Origin of the sequence: Flavobacterium sp. HSC-32F16 (assembly GCF_024171645.1) — a bacterium.
In the GTDB taxonomy this organism is placed as follows: Bacteria; Bacteroidota; Bacteroidia; order Flavobacteriales; family Flavobacteriaceae; genus Flavobacterium.
Map to the genome: position 1 here is coordinate 204,037 of NZ_JALKAC010000003.1, position 19,216 is coordinate 223,252.

The following is a 19,216-nucleotide window of genomic DNA, read 5'->3' on the forward strand; positions in this document are numbered from 1 at the left end:
AGAAACAAACTTAAGGAAAAGTGTTTTTAAAACATAAGAATATTTCTATAAAAACTACAAGAATTTAAAAAGCCGTTCTGAAGTACTCAGAACGGCTTTTCATTTATAATTTATAACTTTTACCTTATAATTTAATGTTGAGTTTACTGTTTTTTCTACTGTAAGTAAAGTAGATCAACAATCCTATCAGAAGCCAGATTGTAAAATAAATCCAGTTCCAAACACTTAATTCAGCCATCATGTAAAGACAGCAGATTAATCCTAAAAGCGGAATTAAAGACAAGTTTCTTCTGAATGCCCAAACAGCTAATCCAACTAAAACAAATAAGAAAATCCACATTGGGATTTTGTGTTTGAATAAGCTAAATCCTGACTCATATTTTGCAGAATCATCAATTGGCAAACCTTTTACAACTTGGGCATATTTTGCTTCGTCGTCTTGATATTGTCCTAACAAATGGTCTAAGTCTGATGTTTCGGCAGTTTTATTGTTTACTTCGATACTTTTTAAATAATTGAATACTTTTTCAGATTCTGTTTTATCTAAAGATGTTACAATTGTTGTTGCATCGTTTATTTGTGTATCATTATTAATAAACGCCATTGTAGCTTTATTGTTGAAAGCAAAAGCATAATACAATCCGGCAATCATTAAAACCGGTAAAATATATTTTGAATTTACATAAGGCGTTTTGAATTTTCCTCTTGGAATTTCAGGTTTGTTTTGTAATACTAAAACTCCTGCACAAACCAATACAAAGGCAAATAAAGTTCCTATACTGCATAGATCGGTTACCATCGTAAGATTTAAGAATAATGCCGGAATTGCTACTACAAAACCGGTTACGATTGTAGCAAAAGATGGTGTTTTGAATTTTGGATGAACAGTAGAAAATTTCTTTGGCAATAAACCATCACGGCTCATACTCATCCAGATACGCGGCTGTCCCATTTGAAAAACCAATAAAACACTTGCCATTGCTACTACTGCACTTACTGCAATAATTCCAGACATCCATTTTAAGTCTAATTTATCGAAAACAAATGCCAGAGGATCTCCAACATTTAATTCGTGATATTTTACCATTCCGGTTAAAACCAAGGCAATAGCAATATATAAAATAGTACAAATGATAATGGCCCACATCATTCCTCGTGGTAAATCGCGCTGTGGATTTTTACATTCTTCAGCAGTTGTCGAAATAGCATCAAAACCAATATAAGCAAAGAATACGGCAGAAACTCCTTTTAAAACCCCGCCAACTCCATTTGGAGCAAACGGATCCCAGTTTGCCGTATCTACATAAAATACTCCTACAGCAATTACTAAAAGTACTACGCAAAGTTTTACAACAACCATTAAATTACTAGCGTTACGAGATTCTTTCATTCCTCTGTAAACCAAAGCCGTAATCAAAATAATAATGAATAAAGCAGGTATATCAGTAACAAAATGAAAAGATCCTATTGTTGGTGCAGTTGTCCATGCTGTGTGCGCCTGCTGCAAAGCTGCACTTAAATTTTTGAAAGATTTTCCGCCGCGCATTAAAGCTTCGGCATCATTAAATCCGTTTGAAGCAGTTAAATAATCCATTTGAATCCATTGCGGCAAATGAATACCGCCACTCTGGAGCAGTCCCGTAAAATAATCACTCCACGATATAGCAACGGTTATGTTCCCTACGGCATATTCCATGATTAAAGCCCAGCCAATAATCCAGGCAATTAATTCCCCAAAAGCAACATAAGAATAGGTATAAGCACTTCCTGAAACCGGAACCATCGAAGCAAATTCGGCATAAGCAAAAGCGGCAAAACTACAAGCCAAAGCTGTAAATAAGAACAAAAAGATTACGGCTGGTCCACCGTCTGCACTGGCTTTTCCAATCGTACTAAAAATTCCCGCTCCAACAATAGCCGCTATCCCGAATGCAGTTAAATCCCTTGTAGTCAAATGTTTTCCTAAGGCATTATGACCGTCTGTTTCGTTCTGAGCAACCTGCTTCAGAATATCCTGTACTGTTTTCTTTCGGAATAAACTTGATAATGCCATATATGTTTTCCTGTTATAAATTAATTTAATTCAGTCGTTTTTGTTTTATTTTGCAAATAATGCAAAAATTATCCTTATTTCAAATATATAAAACGATTTTGTTTTCGCTGAAGTTTTTTTTTCGCCACGAATTGCACTAATTTCTCGAATTATTTTTTTGCCACAGATTAAAATGATTAACACAGATTAAAAAATTTAAATTAAATCTGCTCAATCTGCCAAATCTGCGAGAGAAAAAATCTTTCCAATCTTTTTATCCCAATGGCTCTCGAGAGTGGTTAAAACTAAAACAAAAAAATCCGTTGTTATCCGCGTTTTCACGAAGTGAATCCGTGTCATCCGCGTGCAATTTCTCAACGCAGACAATTCCTCAAAATACTAACCGGATGCTGTGCTTCTCGTTTTGTTCCGTCGTAAATTTGATGGCGGCAACTCGTTCCTGCAGCCGCTATTTTTACATTTTCGGCGGTGTTTCTTACTTTTGGGAAAAGCGTGTCTTCCCCCATTTGCATGCTCACTTTATAATGTTCTTTTTCATAACCAAAAGAACCCGCCATTCCGCAGCAGCCCGAATTGTAAATTGTAACCGTATTATTTTTAGGTAAATTCAGCATCGCAAAAGTTGCTTCAACAGAACTTAAAGACTTTTGATGGCAATGTCCGTGAATTTTAATTTCTTTCGTTTCTTCAGAGAAAGAATCCGGCGTTATTTTTCCGTCAATTATTTCTTTTTTGAAGAATTCTTCGATTGTAAAAGCATTTTGCGAAATACGTTCTGCGCTTTCTTTATCCGATGCCAATCGTAAATATTCATCTCTAAAAGTCAAAATCGCCGAAGGTTCAATTCCTATTAACGGCGCTTTCGCAGAAATCAAATCTTTGAATATATTGATATTGATATCCGTTATTTTTTTCGCTTCTTCCAAAAACCCTTTTGATAAATATGTTCTGCCGCTTTCCTCGTGATTTACAATTAAAACTTCGTAACCTAATTTTGTCAACAATTCAAAAGCATCGATTCCGATATTTACGTCGTAATAATTCGTAAATTCATCTACAAACAAATACAATTGTCCGTTTGGAAAAGCTACATTTTTAGGTTTATTACTTTCATACCATTTTCTAAAAGTCTTTTTTGCTAAAAGCGGCACTTGTCTTTCGGGCGCAATTCCCATTGATTTTTTAACCAGCGAATGATTCGAAATAAAATTCGTAATCGACGGAAACAAACTTCCCATTTTATTCAGTTTTGCGTTGTTGGCAAAAATCTTGCTTCGGGTCGAGAATCCGTTTGCTTTTTGATATTGGTATAAAAATTCGGCTTTTAGAGTTGCAACGTCAACATTACTCGGACATTCGCTGGCGCAGGCTTTGCAGCTTACACACAACTCAAAAACTTCGTATAATTCTTTCTGATCAAATTTGTTTTCTTTTTCAGAATAGGTCAAATATTCTCGTAAAGCGTTTGCTCTGGCACGAGTCGTTTCTTTCTCATTTCTAGTAGCACGATAACTCGGACACATTGCGCCTCCCGCCGATGGCATTTTTCGGCAATCGCCAGAACCATTACATTTTTCGGCAGCACGTAAAATTCCCAAACTGTCTGAGAAATCCTGAAACGTTTTAATATCCGGTTCTTCCCTTCCTGAAATCACACGATGATTTTCATCCATTTTCAAGGCATTGACAATCTTCCCGATATTTAAAACCGAATTCGGGTCAAATGCTAATTTGATTCTTTTCAGCAATTCGTAATTCTTTTCGCCAATCATAAACGGAATAAACTCCCCGCGCACAATTCCGTCACCGTGTTCACCGCTTAACGAACCTCTGTATTTTTTTACCAAATGCGCCACATCGGTCGCAATAGTTCTAAATAATTTTAAGTCAGATGTTTTCTTTAAATTCAAAACCGGACGCAAATGCAGTTCTCCTGCACCCGCATGCGCGTAATAAATCGCTTCCTGTCCGTGACGTAACATCATCGCCGAAAACTCTGCAATATAAGCCGGTAAATCACTTAATTCTACGGCCGTATCTTCAATAGAATCGGCAGCTTTATTGTCGCCTACAATACTTCCTAAAAGTCCGAGTCCAGCTTTTCTAAGTTCGTTGGCTTTATCAATATCAGCACCGTAAATTTTCACGAGCGCGTAACCAAAATTGTTTTTTTCTAAATCAGCAATTAATGCATTCGCCTGATTTTCGGCATCTTCTAAAGTATGAGACGCCACTTCAAAAAGCATAATCGCTTTGGGTTCGCCAACCAAAAAGAAACGGTTTTTAATGTGTTCACGATTCGTTTTCGTACAATCCAAAATCGTATCGTCGATCATTTCACAAGTGTACAAATGATGTTTCATTGCCACGACAACAGACTCTAAAGATTCCTGAATCGTATGATAATGTCCAACGACCATAATACTGTGCGCTGGCGGTAAATCATCAACTTTTAAAGTGATTTCGGTTGTAAAAGCCAGCGTTCCTTCGCTTCCGCAAAGCAGTTTTCCTAGGTTTATTGTTGGCTCGGTTCCGCCAAATAATTCTGATCGTAACAAAATATCAACGGCGTAACCTGTATTTCGTCTGTGAATTTCCGGTTTCGGAAACTCTTTTATAATTTCTTCCTGAATTGCTTTTACAGAAAGTTCGTCGTAAACGCTTTTATAGATTTTATTTTCTAAAGAATCGCCTTTGGTTTTCTCAATAAATTCTGCCGAGGTCAATTCGCTAAAAGCTACTTCAGATCCATCGCTCAAAATCGCTTTTACCTCGGCAATTTTATCACGCGTAACACCATAACGAATCGAAGTTGTTCCAGATGAATTATTTCCTACCATTCCGCCAATCATCGCGCGGTTTGAAGTTGATGTAATGGGTGCGAAAAATACGCCGTGCGGTTTTAGAAATAAATTCAGTTCGTCGCGAATAACGCCGGGCTGAACGGTAACCGTTTTTTTCTCAGCATCGTAACCTAATATTTTGGTAAAATGTTTCGAAACATCAACCACAAGTCCGTCTCCAACGGCTTGTCCGGCAAGTGAAGTTCCGGCAGTTCTTGGCGTTATCGAAATATTATGCTGTGCCGCAAAGCGAATTAACTTACTGATATCTGCTGTGGATTTAGGTAAAGCCACCGCATTTGGCCGAATCCGATACACTGATGCGTCTGTCGAATAAAGTGTTTTATGAAGATCATCGTATAAAAGTGTGCCTTCGAGTTCGCCGGCTAATTGCTCTAAATGAGATTGGGTCAACATGTAAATGGTGCTTTTCTTAAAAAAAATAATGCTCAAAAACTGAGACAACAAATATAAAAATATAGCAGGTTAAAATGTAGTAAATGCCGATTTATCTTAACAGCCCGTCAACATTTTATAAAATTAAAGACAAATTCTGTAAAGAGCCAAAATTGCGAAATGGGTAATTTTAAGATTTTACTTTTTACGCCTTATAATTATGGAAAATTTCGTTCAGGACGTCTTCAAACATTTAGAAAACTATTATTACAGCATTGTCGATCTTACGCCAAAATTCATTCTCGCCATTGTTGTCATTCTCGTTTCGTGGTTTATTGCAACCCGAATTGGTATTTTTACAGGAAACCGACTCAAAGCCAGAATGCACGACCGACTTCTAGCTACTTTTATCACCCGTTTAATCAAATCGGTTTTTATTATTATTGGGGTTTTGTTCATGTTCAAAATTATTGGTCTTGACGGAATCGCCCAAAGTATGCTTGCCGGTGCCGGAATTTCGGCTTTTGTAATTGGTTTTGCGCTTAAAGATATTGGAGAAAATTTCCTTGCCGGAATTCTGCTGGCTTTCAAACGTCCGTTTTCTATTGGCGATATTATCGAAAGTAACGGCGTAAAAGGCGAAGTTATTAACCTCAATCTGCGCGATACCGAAGTGAAAAGCGATTCGAAAATCATTTATATTCCCAACGCACTTTTAATTAAAAATACACTTATTAACTACAACAGCGAAGGATTTCTACTCCAGACTTTCACAGTAGGACTCGAATATGGTTCTGATTATACCCGCGCCATAGAAATCGTAAAAGAAGTTTTAGGAAACAGCGAAGATGTAACCAAAAAAGATCATGAAAATGCCGCCGTAATTACAGATGTTGCCGCTGCAGGAGTTATTCAGCTCAATATTAGGTATTGGGTAAAAACTGCATCAACGACTGAAAATTCAGAATGCCGTTCTAAAATTATTGCCGCAGTTTTGAAAAAGTTGAAGGAAAATGAGTTTGTTTTAAAGTAAGGTACAGAGGTTCAAAGTTACGAAGGGACAAAGGTTTTCTTTCCAAACCTAATTGTCATTCTGAGCGTTCCCAATAGAGAAGGATAATGAAAAAGTTTTACGGAAGATTAAATTCCAACAGCTATATTTTTTCGTAAGGTCGTTTCAAAAATAATTCACAAACAAGCTCAAACTTTTCTCTTAAAAGTTGTAATTGATATTGGTTATAATAAACCGTATTTTCTATTTCTTTAAAAATTGGTTCCATAATATACTCATACAAAACATGCCCTGAATATTGAAGTTTTATTTTTTTATGTATAACGTACAATTCAAAATACAACATATTCTTTAACCTGAATAATAAAAACTTTTCATCAGACATTTTTTCCATGTCAAAAACCTTAAAACTAATATCATCCAAAAACTTCATAATCAAAATAGTTAACTCAATAACAGACTCTTCATATAAAATTATTAAATTGGAATGCAGCTCTTTATGAACAGATTTTATAAGCAATGCTTTTTTTCTTTGCTCTAGTTTTTCCTGATCAGAAAGTGTTGACCAGTTTATGTCTTTCATAAAACCTTCCAAAATCTGTATTTCAGAACTATGAGGTTTGATTTTATTGTCTCTTGAAAGATAGAATTCTTTTATTTCTTCAATTTCTTCAAATGTCATAATTCTTTTATTTTTTTCTACTTTAAAGCAAGGAACCGTTTTTAATCTAAGGATGATTCATGAACAACTCTATAACATTTAAATACACATCCAAAAGTCTTTCCTTTAATAATTAACCAATCTAAAATTTCTTTATTTATAAGCTTATATAATTCATACTCAATAAACTCAGCACTATAATTTAATCTCTGATATTCCGGATGAGTTCTAATAAGTTCTGTGAGATCCCATTGTGTAAAAGTAATTTCATTTATTGAAATATCGTACGTATAAATAATTTCATCTTTTTTAGCTGTACAGCCACTTCCGTGAAAATAATATTCAATTCCATTAATTGATCCCAATCTTTCAAAGAAGGTTCGAGAAAATGAACATGGATTTATATCTTGTTTGTATTTATCTTTTAATAAAGCTTCAAAGCTTCTGATAAATGTAATGTAGTCGGTTAAGATTTTTTCTATCATAATTTGCGGTTCAAATCTAAATCTTAAAATGTTATTTTCCAAAGAGATTCTCCAATGTTGTCATTTCGACCGAAGGGAGAAATCGCACTAGAAATTACGCAGACATAATCGACAATCTTTGTGGTTACGAGTGTGATTTCTCCCTTCGGTCGAAATGACAAACTGCCTGGAAATTTATTTGAGTTTATCTTTTTTAAAAATAACGCTTTATATTTACCGCGTAGAGATGATTTAGTCTATTTAGCTCATTTTTAAGTTTTAATAAAATATATTATTTTTCTTACTTTTTGTTATTGTTTTTTGATACATTTACAACTCTTAAACTACAACATTAAGAACGAAATAAGATTTGCCCTTGTATTATGTGTGCGGTATCGGAAACGGCCGTAAGCGCTGTTGTAGGCGTTAGAAGCACTAATTTACAAGGGTTTTTTATCTCTAAAACTACAACATTTATGAGTACCAACACACTTTCCACAGAAACCCAAATCAGGCTTTTGATTTTTTTCAATGAAAGAATTGATTCTAAAGAAATGGCTAAAACACTAAGACAGGTAAATTTCACACTCGCATTAGGCGTTATGAGCGAACACGAAGAACTTCAAAACGAAATCACCAAATTAAGGGATAGCTTTTACTGGCTCAATGAATTGGCTGAAACTTTAAATCCTTATTTGGATTTGGAGTAGGATCAAAAAAGCAAAACCTCGATTTAAAATCGAGGTTTTCTCTTTTAGTAATTGATAAACTTTGCGGGCACGAGCGGGACGCTCGCGCTAGCAGAGAGATTCTTGATTTTTGAAAACTATTTAAGACGCTAGCGCGAGCGTCCCGCTCGTGCCCGCAAAGTATCTCCAGCATTAGATAAAAAATAAATGAGCAGAAAATATAAATTTGGAGAAAAAACTGGAGCATATTTTATCAGCTTCGCTACAGTTTACTGGATAGATGTATTTACAAGAGAAGAATATTTTAGCAATGATTGAATCTCTAGATTATTGTCGCAAACATAAATCAATGGAAATTTATGGATATTGTATAATGCCAAGTCATATTCATTTAATTTTTAGATCAGGAAATGATGATCCCTCAGGATTGATTAGAGATTTTAAAGGATTTACTTCTAAAAAACTTCTTAAAACAATCGAAGAAAATTCTCAAGAAAGTAGAAAAGAATGGATATTATGGATGTTTGAAAAAGCTGGAAAGAAAAATAGTAATGTAAAATTCAGGCAGTTTTGGCAGCAAAATAATCAACCTATCGAAATTTGGTCATTAAAAGTTTTTGAGCAAAAACTAAATTATATTCATAATAATCCTCTTGAAACTGGTTTTGTTACTAATCCGGTAGATTGGAAATACAGTTTTGCAAGAAAACTATGGAAATAATGATCAGACTGTTTTAGAAATTGATATTAATTGATGTTCTCTGTGTGGGCACGAGCGGGACACTCGCGCTAGCTAGAGAAATCAACAAATTAAGGGATAGCTTTTACTGGCTCAATGAATTGGCTGAAACTTTAAATCCTTATTTGGATTTGGAGTAAGATATTAAAATTAAAAAATCCGCGGAATCAAATTGATATCCGCGGATTCTTGTTTTATGCTTTTAGAAAATTAAAAAAGCACCTTCCTGGTTATTGTATATTCATTCTCAAATGTCGTTTTAACTAATAAAATTTGAGTACCGGATCGAATACTGTTAATCTCTAATTCAGAAGTTCCGATTTTCTGTCTGATGTAAAGAAGTTTTCCCGTAACATCAAAAACTTCAACTTCTTTTAAAGTGTTGTCAGAGGATCTCAAAGTGATTATTTTGTCTTTTGAAACAACAGTAAAATTTCTCGAAATAGTTTTAAATTCATCAACCTCTAATTTTCTATTTGTGTGTCTGAGTACAAAACGATTGTTAAAAGTACCATTTAGGGTTGAAAAAGTATAAGGACCATATTTCAGATTGTGAATAATGCCAGTCTCATTATCATGCAAATAAATATCTGCATCAGTTAAATCACCATCTGCTTGATCTATCGATATTTTAAGATCTCCAGTGATATTTGATTTGTAACCCAAAGGTATAGTATCTTCGGGGTCTATTGGAATGGCACGTCCCTGAATAACCAGATTTTTATCATCATTAATACTGTAAAAATCTGCATATTTATTGGCATCCATAGTAACGGCATCATAATTATGATCCCAGCCGTTAGTTGCTCCGGATATGTAGCCTATCAAAATTTGTTTGAAAAGTCCTTCATCATTTGTCAGATTAAGCCAGACGCGGTGTCTAATTATTTCCTGTGACGAAAATGAACTTGAAAACGAATTGATATTACAACGAAGAAAACTGCTGTTTACAGGAACCGCCGTGCCTTGTACAGGAATTGGATTAAACAAAAAAATCCATAGAATAACAAAAAAATATATTGTTGAAAAGAAATGTTTTTTCATGATTATTGATTTAAAAATTATTAAAGGGTTTTTACACGCCGGCGTATATTTATTTTAAATTTTAAACAACATCAATAGAAAGCCTGGGACATTATAAATGTCCTAGAAATACAAATATTTTTATAATAAATGAAGAGTAGTTTTTTCCTATTGCTTAGTTTTAAAATTTATAAATTATATTCGATCGGCTGATACAAAAAAACAGTTAATTGATTGGCCAGTCTCAAAAAAAACTAAAACGCAGATACAGCTTTATAAGGTATTACGTCGATGATTTTTGCATTTTAACGATCAAATATTATTTTAAGTTAAGAATATATGCAAAATAAAAAAAGGATTTTTGAAAAAAAATACGGTATAATTTTATAGAAATTTACAGAAAGTATTACTCTCGATTTTATTCAAAAAATGCAGAAATATTAAAGAATAAGGACTTTTTTTAGACAACATCAGAATGCCATTATTTTGGATAAAAAAGTAAGATATCTGCGGATACAAAAAGCAAATAACCAATTTTGATTATACCTGAATTATTTAACAACAAAAAAACCGCTTAATAAATCTCGAACAAATCAAAATCTATTAAACGGCTTAAAAATATTTTATAAAAAAGTAAATCTACTCCTTCCCCCAAATCCTGGTATTCAAATCCAGTTCATGAACAATATCATGCATGAATTTCACGATCGAAAGATCATCGGTAAGTAAATCGGGAGCTAAAAGCGAAGAATGAATAGGAGCTTCAAAATAATTGTGAGACAACGGAAAAGCGATATACATTTTAGAATGTATAAACGAAATTGAAATCGTTGAGTCGCATTTGTTGTTTAAATCCAGAATTCTTTCCATCATGGCGGGAGTTAGAATATATCTCGCCTCAATTTGGTTTCTGGAATAGGTTACAAATTTATTGTCAAATTCGGTGTTTTCTAATTGTACAACTTCTGTGTTTCCAAAACTGAAAACATTTTTAGAAAACCACGCTCCAAGACTAGCACCAAAACCTTTTGGACGAACCACTGTCGAAACTTCAAAGTTTTTATTGAAATCGGCTACAAATATAATTCCCTTAAAAATGGTGTGCCAATGTGTTTTGGTTCCGTTTTTGTCGCGTGTTTCTGTTTTATATTCGGCATGAACTTCGGCAAACCAAAATGAAGTTTTATCGTTTGTTCCGCTAATTAAATCCTGCGTTTTATAACGATCAGGTTCGGTTGTAAAAAGTTCAGAACTGATAAACTCATATTCCGGAAGTCCGCTTTGCGGTATTATTACCAAGCTTTCATTGATATTTTTTAATGCCGATGCTACAACATTTGTCTTGTAGACAAATTTATATATTTTTGCTTCGTCATTGGTTTTAAAATATTGTATAATACCAACAATAAAGGGTACTAAGCCTCCATAAAATCCCAGAGTTGGAAATTCAATTGCTAATCCCACAATTAAAATCACCACTGCAAGACCAAACAGTATATAAGAGCTTTTATATGTTTCTGATATTTTTTTTCGGTCAACTTCTAAGGTATTCAGAATTTCCTGCAGATTGTCTTTCGAATTTATTTCTGAATCCATTAATTATTGAATAGTTCTTTTGCACTAATATTTTTACGTTCTTCTTCTGGTGTTGCCAAAACCTCAATTTTAGTGTAGCCCAACATTCCTGCAAACACATTTCCGGGAAACATCATAATTGCGTTGTTATAATCTGTCACTGCAGCATTATACGTTCTTCTGGCAGCGGCAATTTGTTCTTCGCTTTCTGTCCATGTCGACTGCAGGTTTAAGAAATTCGTATTGGCTTTTAAGTCCGGATAATTTTCAACCGTCACCATTAAACCTTTTACTGCCGAGCTTAATTCGGTATCTAAACTTGCTTTTTCGGCATCGGTCAAAGAACCTGAAGCTGCTTTTGCACGAAGTTCTACAATTTTAGTTAAAGTACTTTGTTCGTAATTCGTGTATTGCTTTACAACTTCAACCAGATTCGGAATCAAATCAAAACGTTTTTTCAGCATTACATCAATCGCTGAGAAAGCATTGGTAACCTGATTTCTTTTTCCGATAAGTGAATTGTAAATTACGATTCCGACAATAAAAAGGAAAACAAAAAGTCCTATAATAACAAACATGGCTTGATTTTTTTAATTGATTTTGAGCAAATATATAAAAAGAGATGTAAGTATTGTTTAGCATTTCGTTTTTATTTAAACACATAGAAACATAGTTTTTGGAAGTGAATAAAAGGACTAAATAAAATCAAGATTTTGCACATAGCTGTATAGTATTCTTATTCCTTTTTTAAGCATAGCCAGTGGTTTCAAACACCGGAAATGTATTATGAATTATTCTGTGTTTCAGTGATTGAACCACTAGCCCATATTAAATACAAAGTAATTTCATCCTTTTTTAAAAAAGTAAAACGCCTTTAACCACAAAGTAAACTATGTTTCTATGTGTTTAAACAATTACACCCAATGTATAAAAAATAAATCTCGAAGTTTATTTATATTTATATGCAAAATAATCCCATTTTAGCGTTACCAAATTAAATGCATTTTTAAGATTACCTGAAATGAATAAAAATATAAAAGCTCTTTACGAAATTGCTCAAAAAGAGACCAGAAAAATAGTAGGTTTAATGTCCGGTACTTCACTTGATGGACTCGACTTAGCGCTTTGCAAAATTTCGGGCGAAGGCGAAAATACAATTGTAAAAATCGAGCAGTTTGAAACCTTAGATTATAATGAAGATATTAAAACTGAAATCAGAAAGGTATTTGCTAAAAAAACAATCGATTTTCAACATTTGGTTCTGCTCAACGAATGGATTGCAGATTTACATGCCGGAATGATAAACGATTGCCTTTCTAAATGGAATATTCCCGCAGGTGAAGTTGATTTAATTGCTTCGCACGGACAAACGGTTCTGCATGCACCAAAGTTTTTACATCAGCAGGAAAAATTCCCCAATGCGACTTTACAAATTGGCGATGGTGATCATATTGCGGTAAAAACCGGAATTATCACTTTATCTGATTTTAGACAAAAACATGTTGCTGCCGGAGGCGAAGGTGCTCCTTTAGCCGTTTATGGCGATTATTTGTTGTTCAGTAAAAAAGGCGAAAACCGAATTATGCTTAACATGGGCGGCATTGCGAATTTTACCTATTTACCCGCATCACAAAATGCGGAAGAGGTTTTTGTAACCGATACCGGAACCGCAAATACTTTAATCGACATTTTCACCAAACAGTTTTTCCCTGAAAAAAGTTTCGATAAAGATGCTGAAATTGCTAAAAGCGGCACAGTAAATCAAGAACTTTTAAGCGAATTAAAAAGCGATGCTTTCTTCAAGAAAAGCTTCCCAAAAACTATTGGTCAGGAATTATTCAACCATAATTTTGTAAACTCGGCTTTGGTAAAATTAAGCTTAGAAAACATTTCGGCATCAGATTTGCTGGCGACTTTAACACGCCTTAGTGCCGAAACGATTGCTGAAGCAGTTTTGTTTGTTGTACAAAATACTAAAACGCCAATCGAAGAGTTTACAGTTTATATGTCTGGCGGAGGCGCGCGAAATCCGTTATTGGTAAAGTGGTTACAGGAATTATTATCTTGTAAATTTGAAAAAAGCGACGCTCTGGGGATTTCAGGCGATGCTAAAGAAGCTGTTTTGTTTGCTGTTTTGGCTAATGAAACTGTTGCAGGCGGTAATTATAATTTTGGTTCGCAAAAAGGAATTCCATCGGTAACAATGGGGAAAATTTCTTTTCCAGATTAAATATAAACTGCCACTAATTACACGAATTTTCACGAGTTATTTTTTAATACTTTCAGAATAAAAAATTAATGCAATTTGTGAAATTCGCGGCAAAAAAACATTTAAAATAAAATTTTAGTAGAATTCATTGAATTCGTGACAAAACAAACTATTTTTGGTTCTTGTTAAATAAACATTTGAAATGCATAAAAATCAGCACTTACTATACTCTATCATCTTTTTATTTTTCTTTGGATGGAAATCTGTTTCTCAGGAAAAAATAATGCATCCCAAAAATGAATTTAGAGGAGTCTGGATTGCGACTGTAGTAAACATTGACTGGCCAAAAACGGCTCTTGACAATGTTGAAAAAGAAAAAGCTGATTATTTAGAAATTTTAAATACGTATAAAAAACTCAACTACAACGCTGTTATTGTTCAGATTAGAAGCGTTGGTGATGCTTTCTTTCCATCTGATTTTGCTCCATGGTCCAGATTTTTAACTGGCAAAGAAGGTGTAATTCCGAGTCCGTATTACGATACACTTGCCTGGATGATTGAAGAAGCACATAACAGAGGTTTCGAGTTTCATGCATGGCTGAATCCATATCGTGCGACTTTCGATTTAAACAAAAACCTTTTAAACCCAAATCACGATATTTTTAAACATCCGGAATGGATGATCGAATACGGCGGTAAATACTATTACGATCCTGCTTTGCCGGAAGTTCAATCGCATTTAACAAAAGTAGTAAAAGAAGTCGTTGACAAATACGATATAGATGCGATTCATTTTGATGATTATTTTTATCCGTATGCTGTTCCCGGAAAAGTTTTTAACGATACTGCTTCTTACAAAAAATACGGATCAGGTTTAAGTGTTGCTGACTGGCGTCGTGCTAACGTAAGCAACTTTGTACATACCATTTCAACCACTATAAAAGCAAGCAAACCGTGGGTTCAATTCGGAATTAGTCCGTTTGGGGTTTGGCGAAATAAGTCTCAGGATCCAAGAGGTTCTGAAACACAGTCAACTTCAAATTATGATGATTTATATGCAGATCCTGTTTTATGGATGGATCAAAAATGGATTGATTACATCTTACCTCAATTATATTGGAGCATGAACAATCCGAGAGCCAATTACTCAAAATTGGTAAAATGGTGGGCCGAAAATTCAAATAATACAGCTGTTTATATTGGCCACGCTTCATACAAAATAAGAGGCGACGCTGATAAAAGCTGGAATTTTGCAACCGAAATTCCAAATCAGGTCGATTTTGCCAGAAGTTTTAAAAACGTTTCCGGAAGTGCTTATTTCAGCGCCAAATGGTTTATGAATAAAAACTTTGATGTTGTACGTCTTTTAGAAGAAAACCAATATAAATATCCGGCAATTCCTGCTGCGGTTCCTAATTTGAAGCGTATTATAATTGACAATCCTGTTTTTACTGAATTTACAAAAGACGGTTCAAAATACACTTTCAGTATCAAAAGTCCGCTTAATACAAAGGTACGTTACGTTGTAATTTATGGAGGTGAGCATATCTCAAAAATAGATACTAACGATGCGTCGAAAATAATCGACAAAGTTAGAGCTGTTGAAAAAGATGGTGTTATTTCATTTTCTATTCCCGCAGAAAAAATGAGTATGTATAAAGCTTGTGCTGTAACATTTATTGATTATTTTGCGAACGAAAGCACACCTGCTGCTGCCGACATAAAAAAGAATTTTAAAATATATTCACCTGCTCAGCCTAATGAAAACAGATAATAAACCCTGGTTTTGGATTCCGCTTCTAAACTTTGCATCGGGACTGCCTTACGCCGTTATAATTTCCGTTTCGGTAATTATGTACAAAAATCTCGGAATTTCAAATGAAGATATTGGAGTTTATACCAGTTTATTATATCTGCCTTGGGTAATTAAACCGCTTTGGAGTCCGTTTATAGAACTGACAGGAACCAAAAGAAAATGGTTTTTATCGATGCAATTTCTTATATCGATTGCCTTTTTATTAGTTGGATTTACAATTCCAACAAATGGTTTTTTTGTAATGACTTTGGCCATTTTCTGGGTTGCGGCTTTTGCTTCGGCTTCAAATGATATTGCCAGTGATGGCTTTTATTTATTGGTTTTACCCGAAAATCAGCAGTCATTTTTCCTTGGAATCAGAAGCACTTTTTACAGACTTTCTTTATTAGCCGGAAACGGATTAATTGTGCTTTTTGCCGGATATTTAGAACATAAATACGGAGATAATACTAAAGCATGGTCTTACACTATGATCGCTGTGGGATTATTAATGACATTTATTACGATTTACAATTTCATTTTTACTCCAAAAAATGAAATAAACACAGTTGAAAACAATAAAGAAACACATCATCAAAGCTTTGGAGCTATTTTTATTAGTTTCTTTAAGAAAAAACAAATTGGATTAATTCTGGCTTTTATTCTGGTTTTCAGATTAGGAGAATCGCAGTTGCTTAAAATGCTGAGTCCTTTTTTATTGGATTCAAAAGAACTTGGCGGAATGGCCTTAGACACTGAGGCTGTTGGAATTATTTATGGAACATTTGGTGTTGGCGCATTGACTTTAGGCGGAATTTTAGGCGGAATTGCTATTTCTAAACAAGGCCTTACTAAGTGGATGCTTCCGATGTTTTTAGCGATGCATCTGCCTATTATTGGATTCATTTTATTAGCATTTTTTCATCCAACATCCGTTTATTACATTTATGCCGTTGTGATTTTAGAACAATTTGGTTACGGTTTTGGTTTTACTGCCTTTATGATGTATTTAATTCATGTTGCCGAAGGAGAATCAAAAACAGCCCATTATGCACTTGCAACTGGTTTTATGGCATTAGGAATGATGCTACCGGGAATGCTGAGCGGTTATATTCAGAAATATTTAGGCTATGATAACTTCTTTATTTGGGTTTTTATAGCTACAATTCCAGGTCTTATTTTATCACGTTTTTTAATTTTCCCGAAAGATTTTGGGAAAAAATCTGAAGAAGTTTAACCCCAAATCAAACTCTTACAATATGGAAATCAATGAAAATTTGCAGGCCGAACGCAACCTAAAAGGAGCTGAGTTCGAAAAATCCGGAAATCTTGAAAAAGCTATTGAATTATATGAGGAAAATGTCGCAGAAAGCTTTAAAGGAAATCATCCTTATGATAGATTAGCAACAATCTACAAAAACCAAAACGATCTCGACAACGAAATCAGGGTTTTAGAAAAAGCTATTGTGGTTTATGAAGAAATCACAATCGAAGACCGACTGGAAGGTTTACCAAAACTTTTCCGTTTTAAAAACCGATTGGATAAAGCAATTGAAACCAAAAAACAATTAGCGAAACAAAAGAAAGCAAAGCTGAAATAAAAATAATTTTACAGTCTATCATGATTACTTTAAAACGAACCAATTCAGATGATCCCGACTTTATAAAGCTGGTCGCTTTATTAGATCAGGATTTAGCAATTAGAGACGGAGAAGATCATGCGTTTTACAATCAGTTTAATAAAACCGATAAAATAAAACATACGATTGTTTATTACGAAAACGGGATTCCTGTTGCTTGCGGCGCTTTTCGCGAAAAAGAAAGGGACAAAACCGAAATCAAACGAATGTACGTTCATCCCGATCATCGAAAAAAAGGGATTGCTTCTGCCATTTTAAAGGAACTCGAAGTCTGGGCAAAAGAAGTCGGTTACATTTACACTATTTTAGAAACTGGAAAAAATCAGCCAGAAGCCATCAACTTATATCAAAAATTAAATTACACCATAATTCCAAATTATCCGCCTTATGAAGAGATGGATAATAGTGTTTGCATGAAAAAGACTTTATAATGAAAATTACTGCCGAAGCATTACGACAAAGAATAGGACAATTTTTCTTTCCTGCCGTTTTTATCAACGATACCGAAGAAAATATTCAGGAAACAGAACGCCTTATTAGAGAACATAATATTGGCGGACTGACCTTTTTTCATAGTCGTGCGAGCGCAGCAACGAATTATGAAAGCAAGAAAAAAGTTGTTTTTAATGACGACAGCTACGAAAAAATCAAAGCTTTAATTGTTCGTTATCAAAAAGCAGCTTCTACGCCGCTTTTAATCAGTATTGATGCAGAATGGGGCTTGGCAATGCGAATTGAAAAAACACCTCAATATCCGTATGCGATTACGCTTGGTGCTTTACCTTCAACCAAATCTGATTTAGTATTTGAAGTTGGAAAACAAATTGGTTTAGATCTTAAAGCAGCGGGAATTCAGTATAATTTATCGCCTTTGGCAGACATCAACAACAATCCCAATAATCCTGTTATTGGATACCGTTCTTTTGGTGAAAATAAAGAAAAAGTAGCCGATTTTTCGATTGAATATTTAAAAGGAATGTCGGAAGTTGGTGTTCTAGGCTGTCTGAAACATTTTCCCGGACACGGAAATACCAATGTGGATTCGCATTTAGGGTTACCTGTTTTAAAAGAAACTTTAGAAGAATTATTAGAAAACGAATTGTATCCTTTTATTAAAGGAATTGAAAATAATGTCGATTCGATTATGATTGGACATTTGGCAGTTCCAAGTTTAAATGAAGGGAAAGATACTTCTGCAACCTTATCAAAAGCGGTTATTCAGGATCTATTGCGTAATAAATTAGGTTATGACGGTTTGGTAATTTCTGATGCTTTAAATATGCACAGTGTTTCTAAATTGTATGAAACCAAAGGTCAATTGGAATGGGAAGCTTTCCACGCAGGCAATGATGTTTTATGCTTCGCCGAAAATGTTCCGGAAGGAATAGAAGCAATCTATAAAAACGCTTCGCCGGACCGTATTTTTGAAAGTTATAAACGAATTATAAAAGCCAAAGAAAAAGCGGGTATTCTTTCTGGAAATACAGCAGCTTCAGGTGAATTAAACTTCGAAAAAACAGCTGAATTAAATCTGCAGATTGCTCAAAATGCTCTTACTACAATTATTGATAATTCAAATTCAGAATTAGCTTTTGAATCTCAGAAAAACAATAAATTAGCCAAACTTAGTTTATATAAAAATACTGAAAACACATTCTTTAAAACTTTAAATTCAAAACTGGCTTCTCCGGAATTTGCTTTTGAAAACTTAGAGATTTCGGATATTTCATCCATCAAAAAAGAATTAGAAAATTTCGACACTATTTTAATTTCATTATTTGTTCCAAAGGCAAAACCAATGAACAATTTTGAAATTGACAATGAAGTTTTAGAACTCCTTTCAAGCTTACTTCAAACCAAAAAATGCATTGTTTACGTTTTCGGAAATCCGTACGTTTTACCTATAATTCCAAATTTAAAAAAGGCTTCAGGATTAGTTCAGGCGTATCAGGACTTTGAAGAATTTCAGAAAACAGCAGGAATTCACTTTTTAGATAAAATTACTTCGAATGGAAATCTCCCAGTAAACATTGAAATTCAATAAGTTAAAAAGTTAAATAGTCAAAATTTATCAACTTATAAATTTTTATAATCACATCTTATTGTAAGAACCTGTA

The 19,216-nt window shown here is 34.1% G+C and carries 15 protein-coding genes and 1 pseudogene; 9 read left to right on the plus strand and 7 right to left on the minus strand.

Annotation, left to right across the window (positions count from 1 at the left end):
• Nucleotides 1-124 precede the first annotated feature (124 nt).
• Both L1276_RS12355 and L1276_RS12360 read right to left on the minus strand, forming a co-directional pair.
• Nucleotides 125-2,053, minus strand: a complete 1,929-nt coding sequence (locus L1276_RS12355) for an amino acid permease (RefSeq protein ID WP_253788208.1) — start codon at nucleotides 2,051-2,053, stop codon at nucleotides 125-127.
• Nucleotides 2,054-2,406: 353 nt separating this feature from the next.
• The gene (locus tag L1276_RS12360) at nucleotides 2,407-5,313 is read right to left on the minus strand and encodes an FAD-binding and (Fe-S)-binding domain-containing protein (protein WP_253788209.1); all 2,907 of its coding nucleotides are present in this window, start codon (nucleotides 5,311-5,313) and stop codon (nucleotides 2,407-2,409) included.
• Between the two features lie 199 nt (nucleotides 5,314-5,512).
• On the opposite strand from L1276_RS12360, the gene L1276_RS12365 reads away from it, so the two are divergent.
• Nucleotides 5,513-6,325: a mechanosensitive ion channel family protein gene (locus L1276_RS12365; RefSeq protein ID WP_253788210.1), complete on the plus strand. Its 813-nt coding sequence runs from the start codon at nucleotides 5,513-5,515 to the stop codon at nucleotides 6,323-6,325.
• Nucleotides 6,326-6,446: 121 nt separating this feature from the next.
• Here L1276_RS12365 and L1276_RS12370 read toward each other — a convergent pair whose 3' ends face one another.
• Together L1276_RS12370 and L1276_RS12375 are read right to left on the minus strand one after the other, a co-directional pair.
• Nucleotides 6,447-6,986: a hypothetical protein gene (locus L1276_RS12370; protein ID WP_253788211.1), complete on the minus strand. Its 540-nt coding sequence runs from the start codon at nucleotides 6,984-6,986 to the stop codon at nucleotides 6,447-6,449.
• Nucleotides 6,987-7,027: 41 nt separating this feature from the next.
• Complete coding sequence (locus L1276_RS12375) at nucleotides 7,028-7,450, minus strand: hypothetical protein (protein ID WP_253788212.1); 423 nt, start codon at nucleotides 7,448-7,450, stop codon at nucleotides 7,028-7,030.
• A gap of 455 nt (nucleotides 7,451-7,905) precedes the next feature.
• Between L1276_RS12375 and L1276_RS12380 the strand changes: the two genes are divergently transcribed.
• Nucleotides 7,906-8,139: a hypothetical protein gene (locus L1276_RS12380; RefSeq protein ID WP_253788214.1), complete on the plus strand. Its 234-nt coding sequence runs from the start codon at nucleotides 7,906-7,908 to the stop codon at nucleotides 8,137-8,139.
• 186 nt (nucleotides 8,140-8,325) lie between these two features.
• Nucleotides 8,326-8,873, plus strand: a pseudogene (locus L1276_RS12385) (transposase).
• A 194-nt stretch (nucleotides 8,874-9,067) separates the two neighbouring features.
• Here L1276_RS12385 and L1276_RS12390 read toward each other — a convergent pair.
• The 3 genes from L1276_RS12390 to L1276_RS12400 all read right to left on the minus strand — a co-directional run bounded on the left by L1276_RS12390 (nucleotide 9,068) and on the right by L1276_RS12400 (nucleotide 12,033).
• On the minus strand, nucleotides 9,068-9,901 hold the full coding sequence (locus L1276_RS12390) for a T9SS sorting signal type C domain-containing protein (RefSeq protein WP_253788216.1): 834 nt from the start codon (nucleotides 9,899-9,901) through the stop codon (nucleotides 9,068-9,070).
• Between the two features lie 618 nt (nucleotides 9,902-10,519).
• Complete coding sequence (locus tag L1276_RS12395; protein WP_253788218.1) at nucleotides 10,520-11,476, minus strand: DUF3137 domain-containing protein; 957 nt, start codon at nucleotides 11,474-11,476, stop codon at nucleotides 10,520-10,522.
• Complete coding sequence (locus L1276_RS12400) at nucleotides 11,476-12,033, minus strand: LemA family protein (RefSeq protein WP_253788220.1); 558 nt, start codon at nucleotides 12,031-12,033, stop codon at nucleotides 11,476-11,478. The genes L1276_RS12395 and L1276_RS12400 overlap by 1 nt, the downstream gene beginning before the upstream one ends.
• 443 nt (nucleotides 12,034-12,476) lie before the next feature.
• Between L1276_RS12400 and L1276_RS12405 the strand changes: the two genes are divergently transcribed.
• The 6 genes from L1276_RS12405 (at nucleotide 12,477) to L1276_RS12430 (ending at nucleotide 19,143) form a co-directional block, all read left to right on the plus strand.
• On the plus strand, nucleotides 12,477-13,685 hold the full coding sequence (locus tag L1276_RS12405; protein ID WP_253788222.1) for an anhydro-N-acetylmuramic acid kinase: 1,209 nt from the start codon (nucleotides 12,477-12,479) through the stop codon (nucleotides 13,683-13,685).
• A gap of 181 nt (nucleotides 13,686-13,866) precedes the next feature.
• Nucleotides 13,867-15,438 carry a glycoside hydrolase family 10 protein gene (locus tag L1276_RS12410; RefSeq protein ID WP_253788224.1) on the plus strand — a complete coding sequence of 524 codons (1,572 nt, stop codon included), beginning with the start codon at nucleotides 13,867-13,869 and terminating at the stop codon, nucleotides 15,436-15,438.
• Nucleotides 15,425-16,696: an MFS transporter gene (locus L1276_RS12415; RefSeq protein WP_253788226.1), complete on the plus strand. Its 1,272-nt coding sequence runs from the start codon at nucleotides 15,425-15,427 to the stop codon at nucleotides 16,694-16,696. Before L1276_RS12410 ends, L1276_RS12415 begins: the two co-directional genes overlap by 14 nt.
• A gap of 22 nt (nucleotides 16,697-16,718) precedes the next feature.
• Nucleotides 16,719-17,060 (plus strand): hypothetical protein, encoded by a 342-nt coding sequence (locus L1276_RS12420; RefSeq protein WP_253788227.1) that lies wholly within the window; start codon nucleotides 16,719-16,721, stop codon nucleotides 17,058-17,060.
• Nucleotides 17,061-17,080: 20 nt separating this feature from the next.
• Nucleotides 17,081-17,530, plus strand: coding sequence for a GNAT family N-acetyltransferase (locus tag L1276_RS12425; protein ID WP_253788229.1), 450 nt, complete (start codon nucleotides 17,081-17,083; stop codon nucleotides 17,528-17,530).
• Nucleotides 17,530-19,143, plus strand: coding sequence for a glycoside hydrolase family 3 protein (locus L1276_RS12430; protein ID WP_253788231.1), 1,614 nt, complete (start codon nucleotides 17,530-17,532; stop codon nucleotides 19,141-19,143). The genes L1276_RS12425 and L1276_RS12430 overlap by 1 nt, the downstream gene beginning before the upstream one ends.
• The last annotated feature ends 73 nt before the right edge of the window (nucleotides 19,144-19,216 follow it).

Excerpts from the sequence above, each read along its gene's own strand:
- L1276_RS12355 (WP_253788208.1), bottom strand. The coding sequence starts at position 2,053 with ATGGCATTATCAAGTTTATTCCGAAAGAAAACAGTACAGGATATTCTG.
- L1276_RS12360 (WP_253788209.1), bottom strand. The coding sequence starts at position 5,313 with ATGTTGACCCAATCTCATTTAGAGCAATTAGCCGGCGAACTCGAAGGC.
- L1276_RS12365 (WP_253788210.1), top strand. The coding sequence starts at position 5,513 with ATGGAAAATTTCGTTCAGGACGTCTTCAAACATTTAGAAAACTATTAT.
- L1276_RS12370 (WP_253788211.1), bottom strand. The coding sequence starts at position 6,986 with ATGACATTTGAAGAAATTGAAGAAATAAAAGAATTCTATCTTTCAAGA.
- L1276_RS12375 (WP_253788212.1), bottom strand. The coding sequence starts at position 7,450 with ATGATAGAAAAAATCTTAACCGACTACATTACATTTATCAGAAGCTTT.
- L1276_RS12380 (WP_253788214.1), top strand. The coding sequence starts at position 7,906 with ATGAGTACCAACACACTTTCCACAGAAACCCAAATCAGGCTTTTGATT.
- L1276_RS12390 (WP_253788216.1), bottom strand. The coding sequence starts at position 9,901 with ATGAAAAAACATTTCTTTTCAACAATATATTTTTTTGTTATTCTATGG.
- L1276_RS12395 (WP_253788218.1), bottom strand. The coding sequence starts at position 11,476 with ATGGATTCAGAAATAAATTCGAAAGACAATCTGCAGGAAATTCTGAAT.
- L1276_RS12400 (WP_253788220.1), bottom strand. The coding sequence starts at position 12,033 with ATGTTTGTTATTATAGGACTTTTTGTTTTCCTTTTTATTGTCGGAATC.
- L1276_RS12405 (WP_253788222.1), top strand. The coding sequence starts at position 12,477 with ATGAATAAAAATATAAAAGCTCTTTACGAAATTGCTCAAAAAGAGACC.
- L1276_RS12410 (WP_253788224.1), top strand. The coding sequence starts at position 13,867 with ATGCATAAAAATCAGCACTTACTATACTCTATCATCTTTTTATTTTTC.
- L1276_RS12415 (WP_253788226.1), top strand. The coding sequence starts at position 15,425 with ATGAAAACAGATAATAAACCCTGGTTTTGGATTCCGCTTCTAAACTTT.
- L1276_RS12420 (WP_253788227.1), top strand. The coding sequence starts at position 16,719 with ATGGAAATCAATGAAAATTTGCAGGCCGAACGCAACCTAAAAGGAGCT.
- L1276_RS12425 (WP_253788229.1), top strand. The coding sequence starts at position 17,081 with ATGATTACTTTAAAACGAACCAATTCAGATGATCCCGACTTTATAAAG.
- L1276_RS12430 (WP_253788231.1), top strand. The coding sequence starts at position 17,530 with ATGAAAATTACTGCCGAAGCATTACGACAAAGAATAGGACAATTTTTC.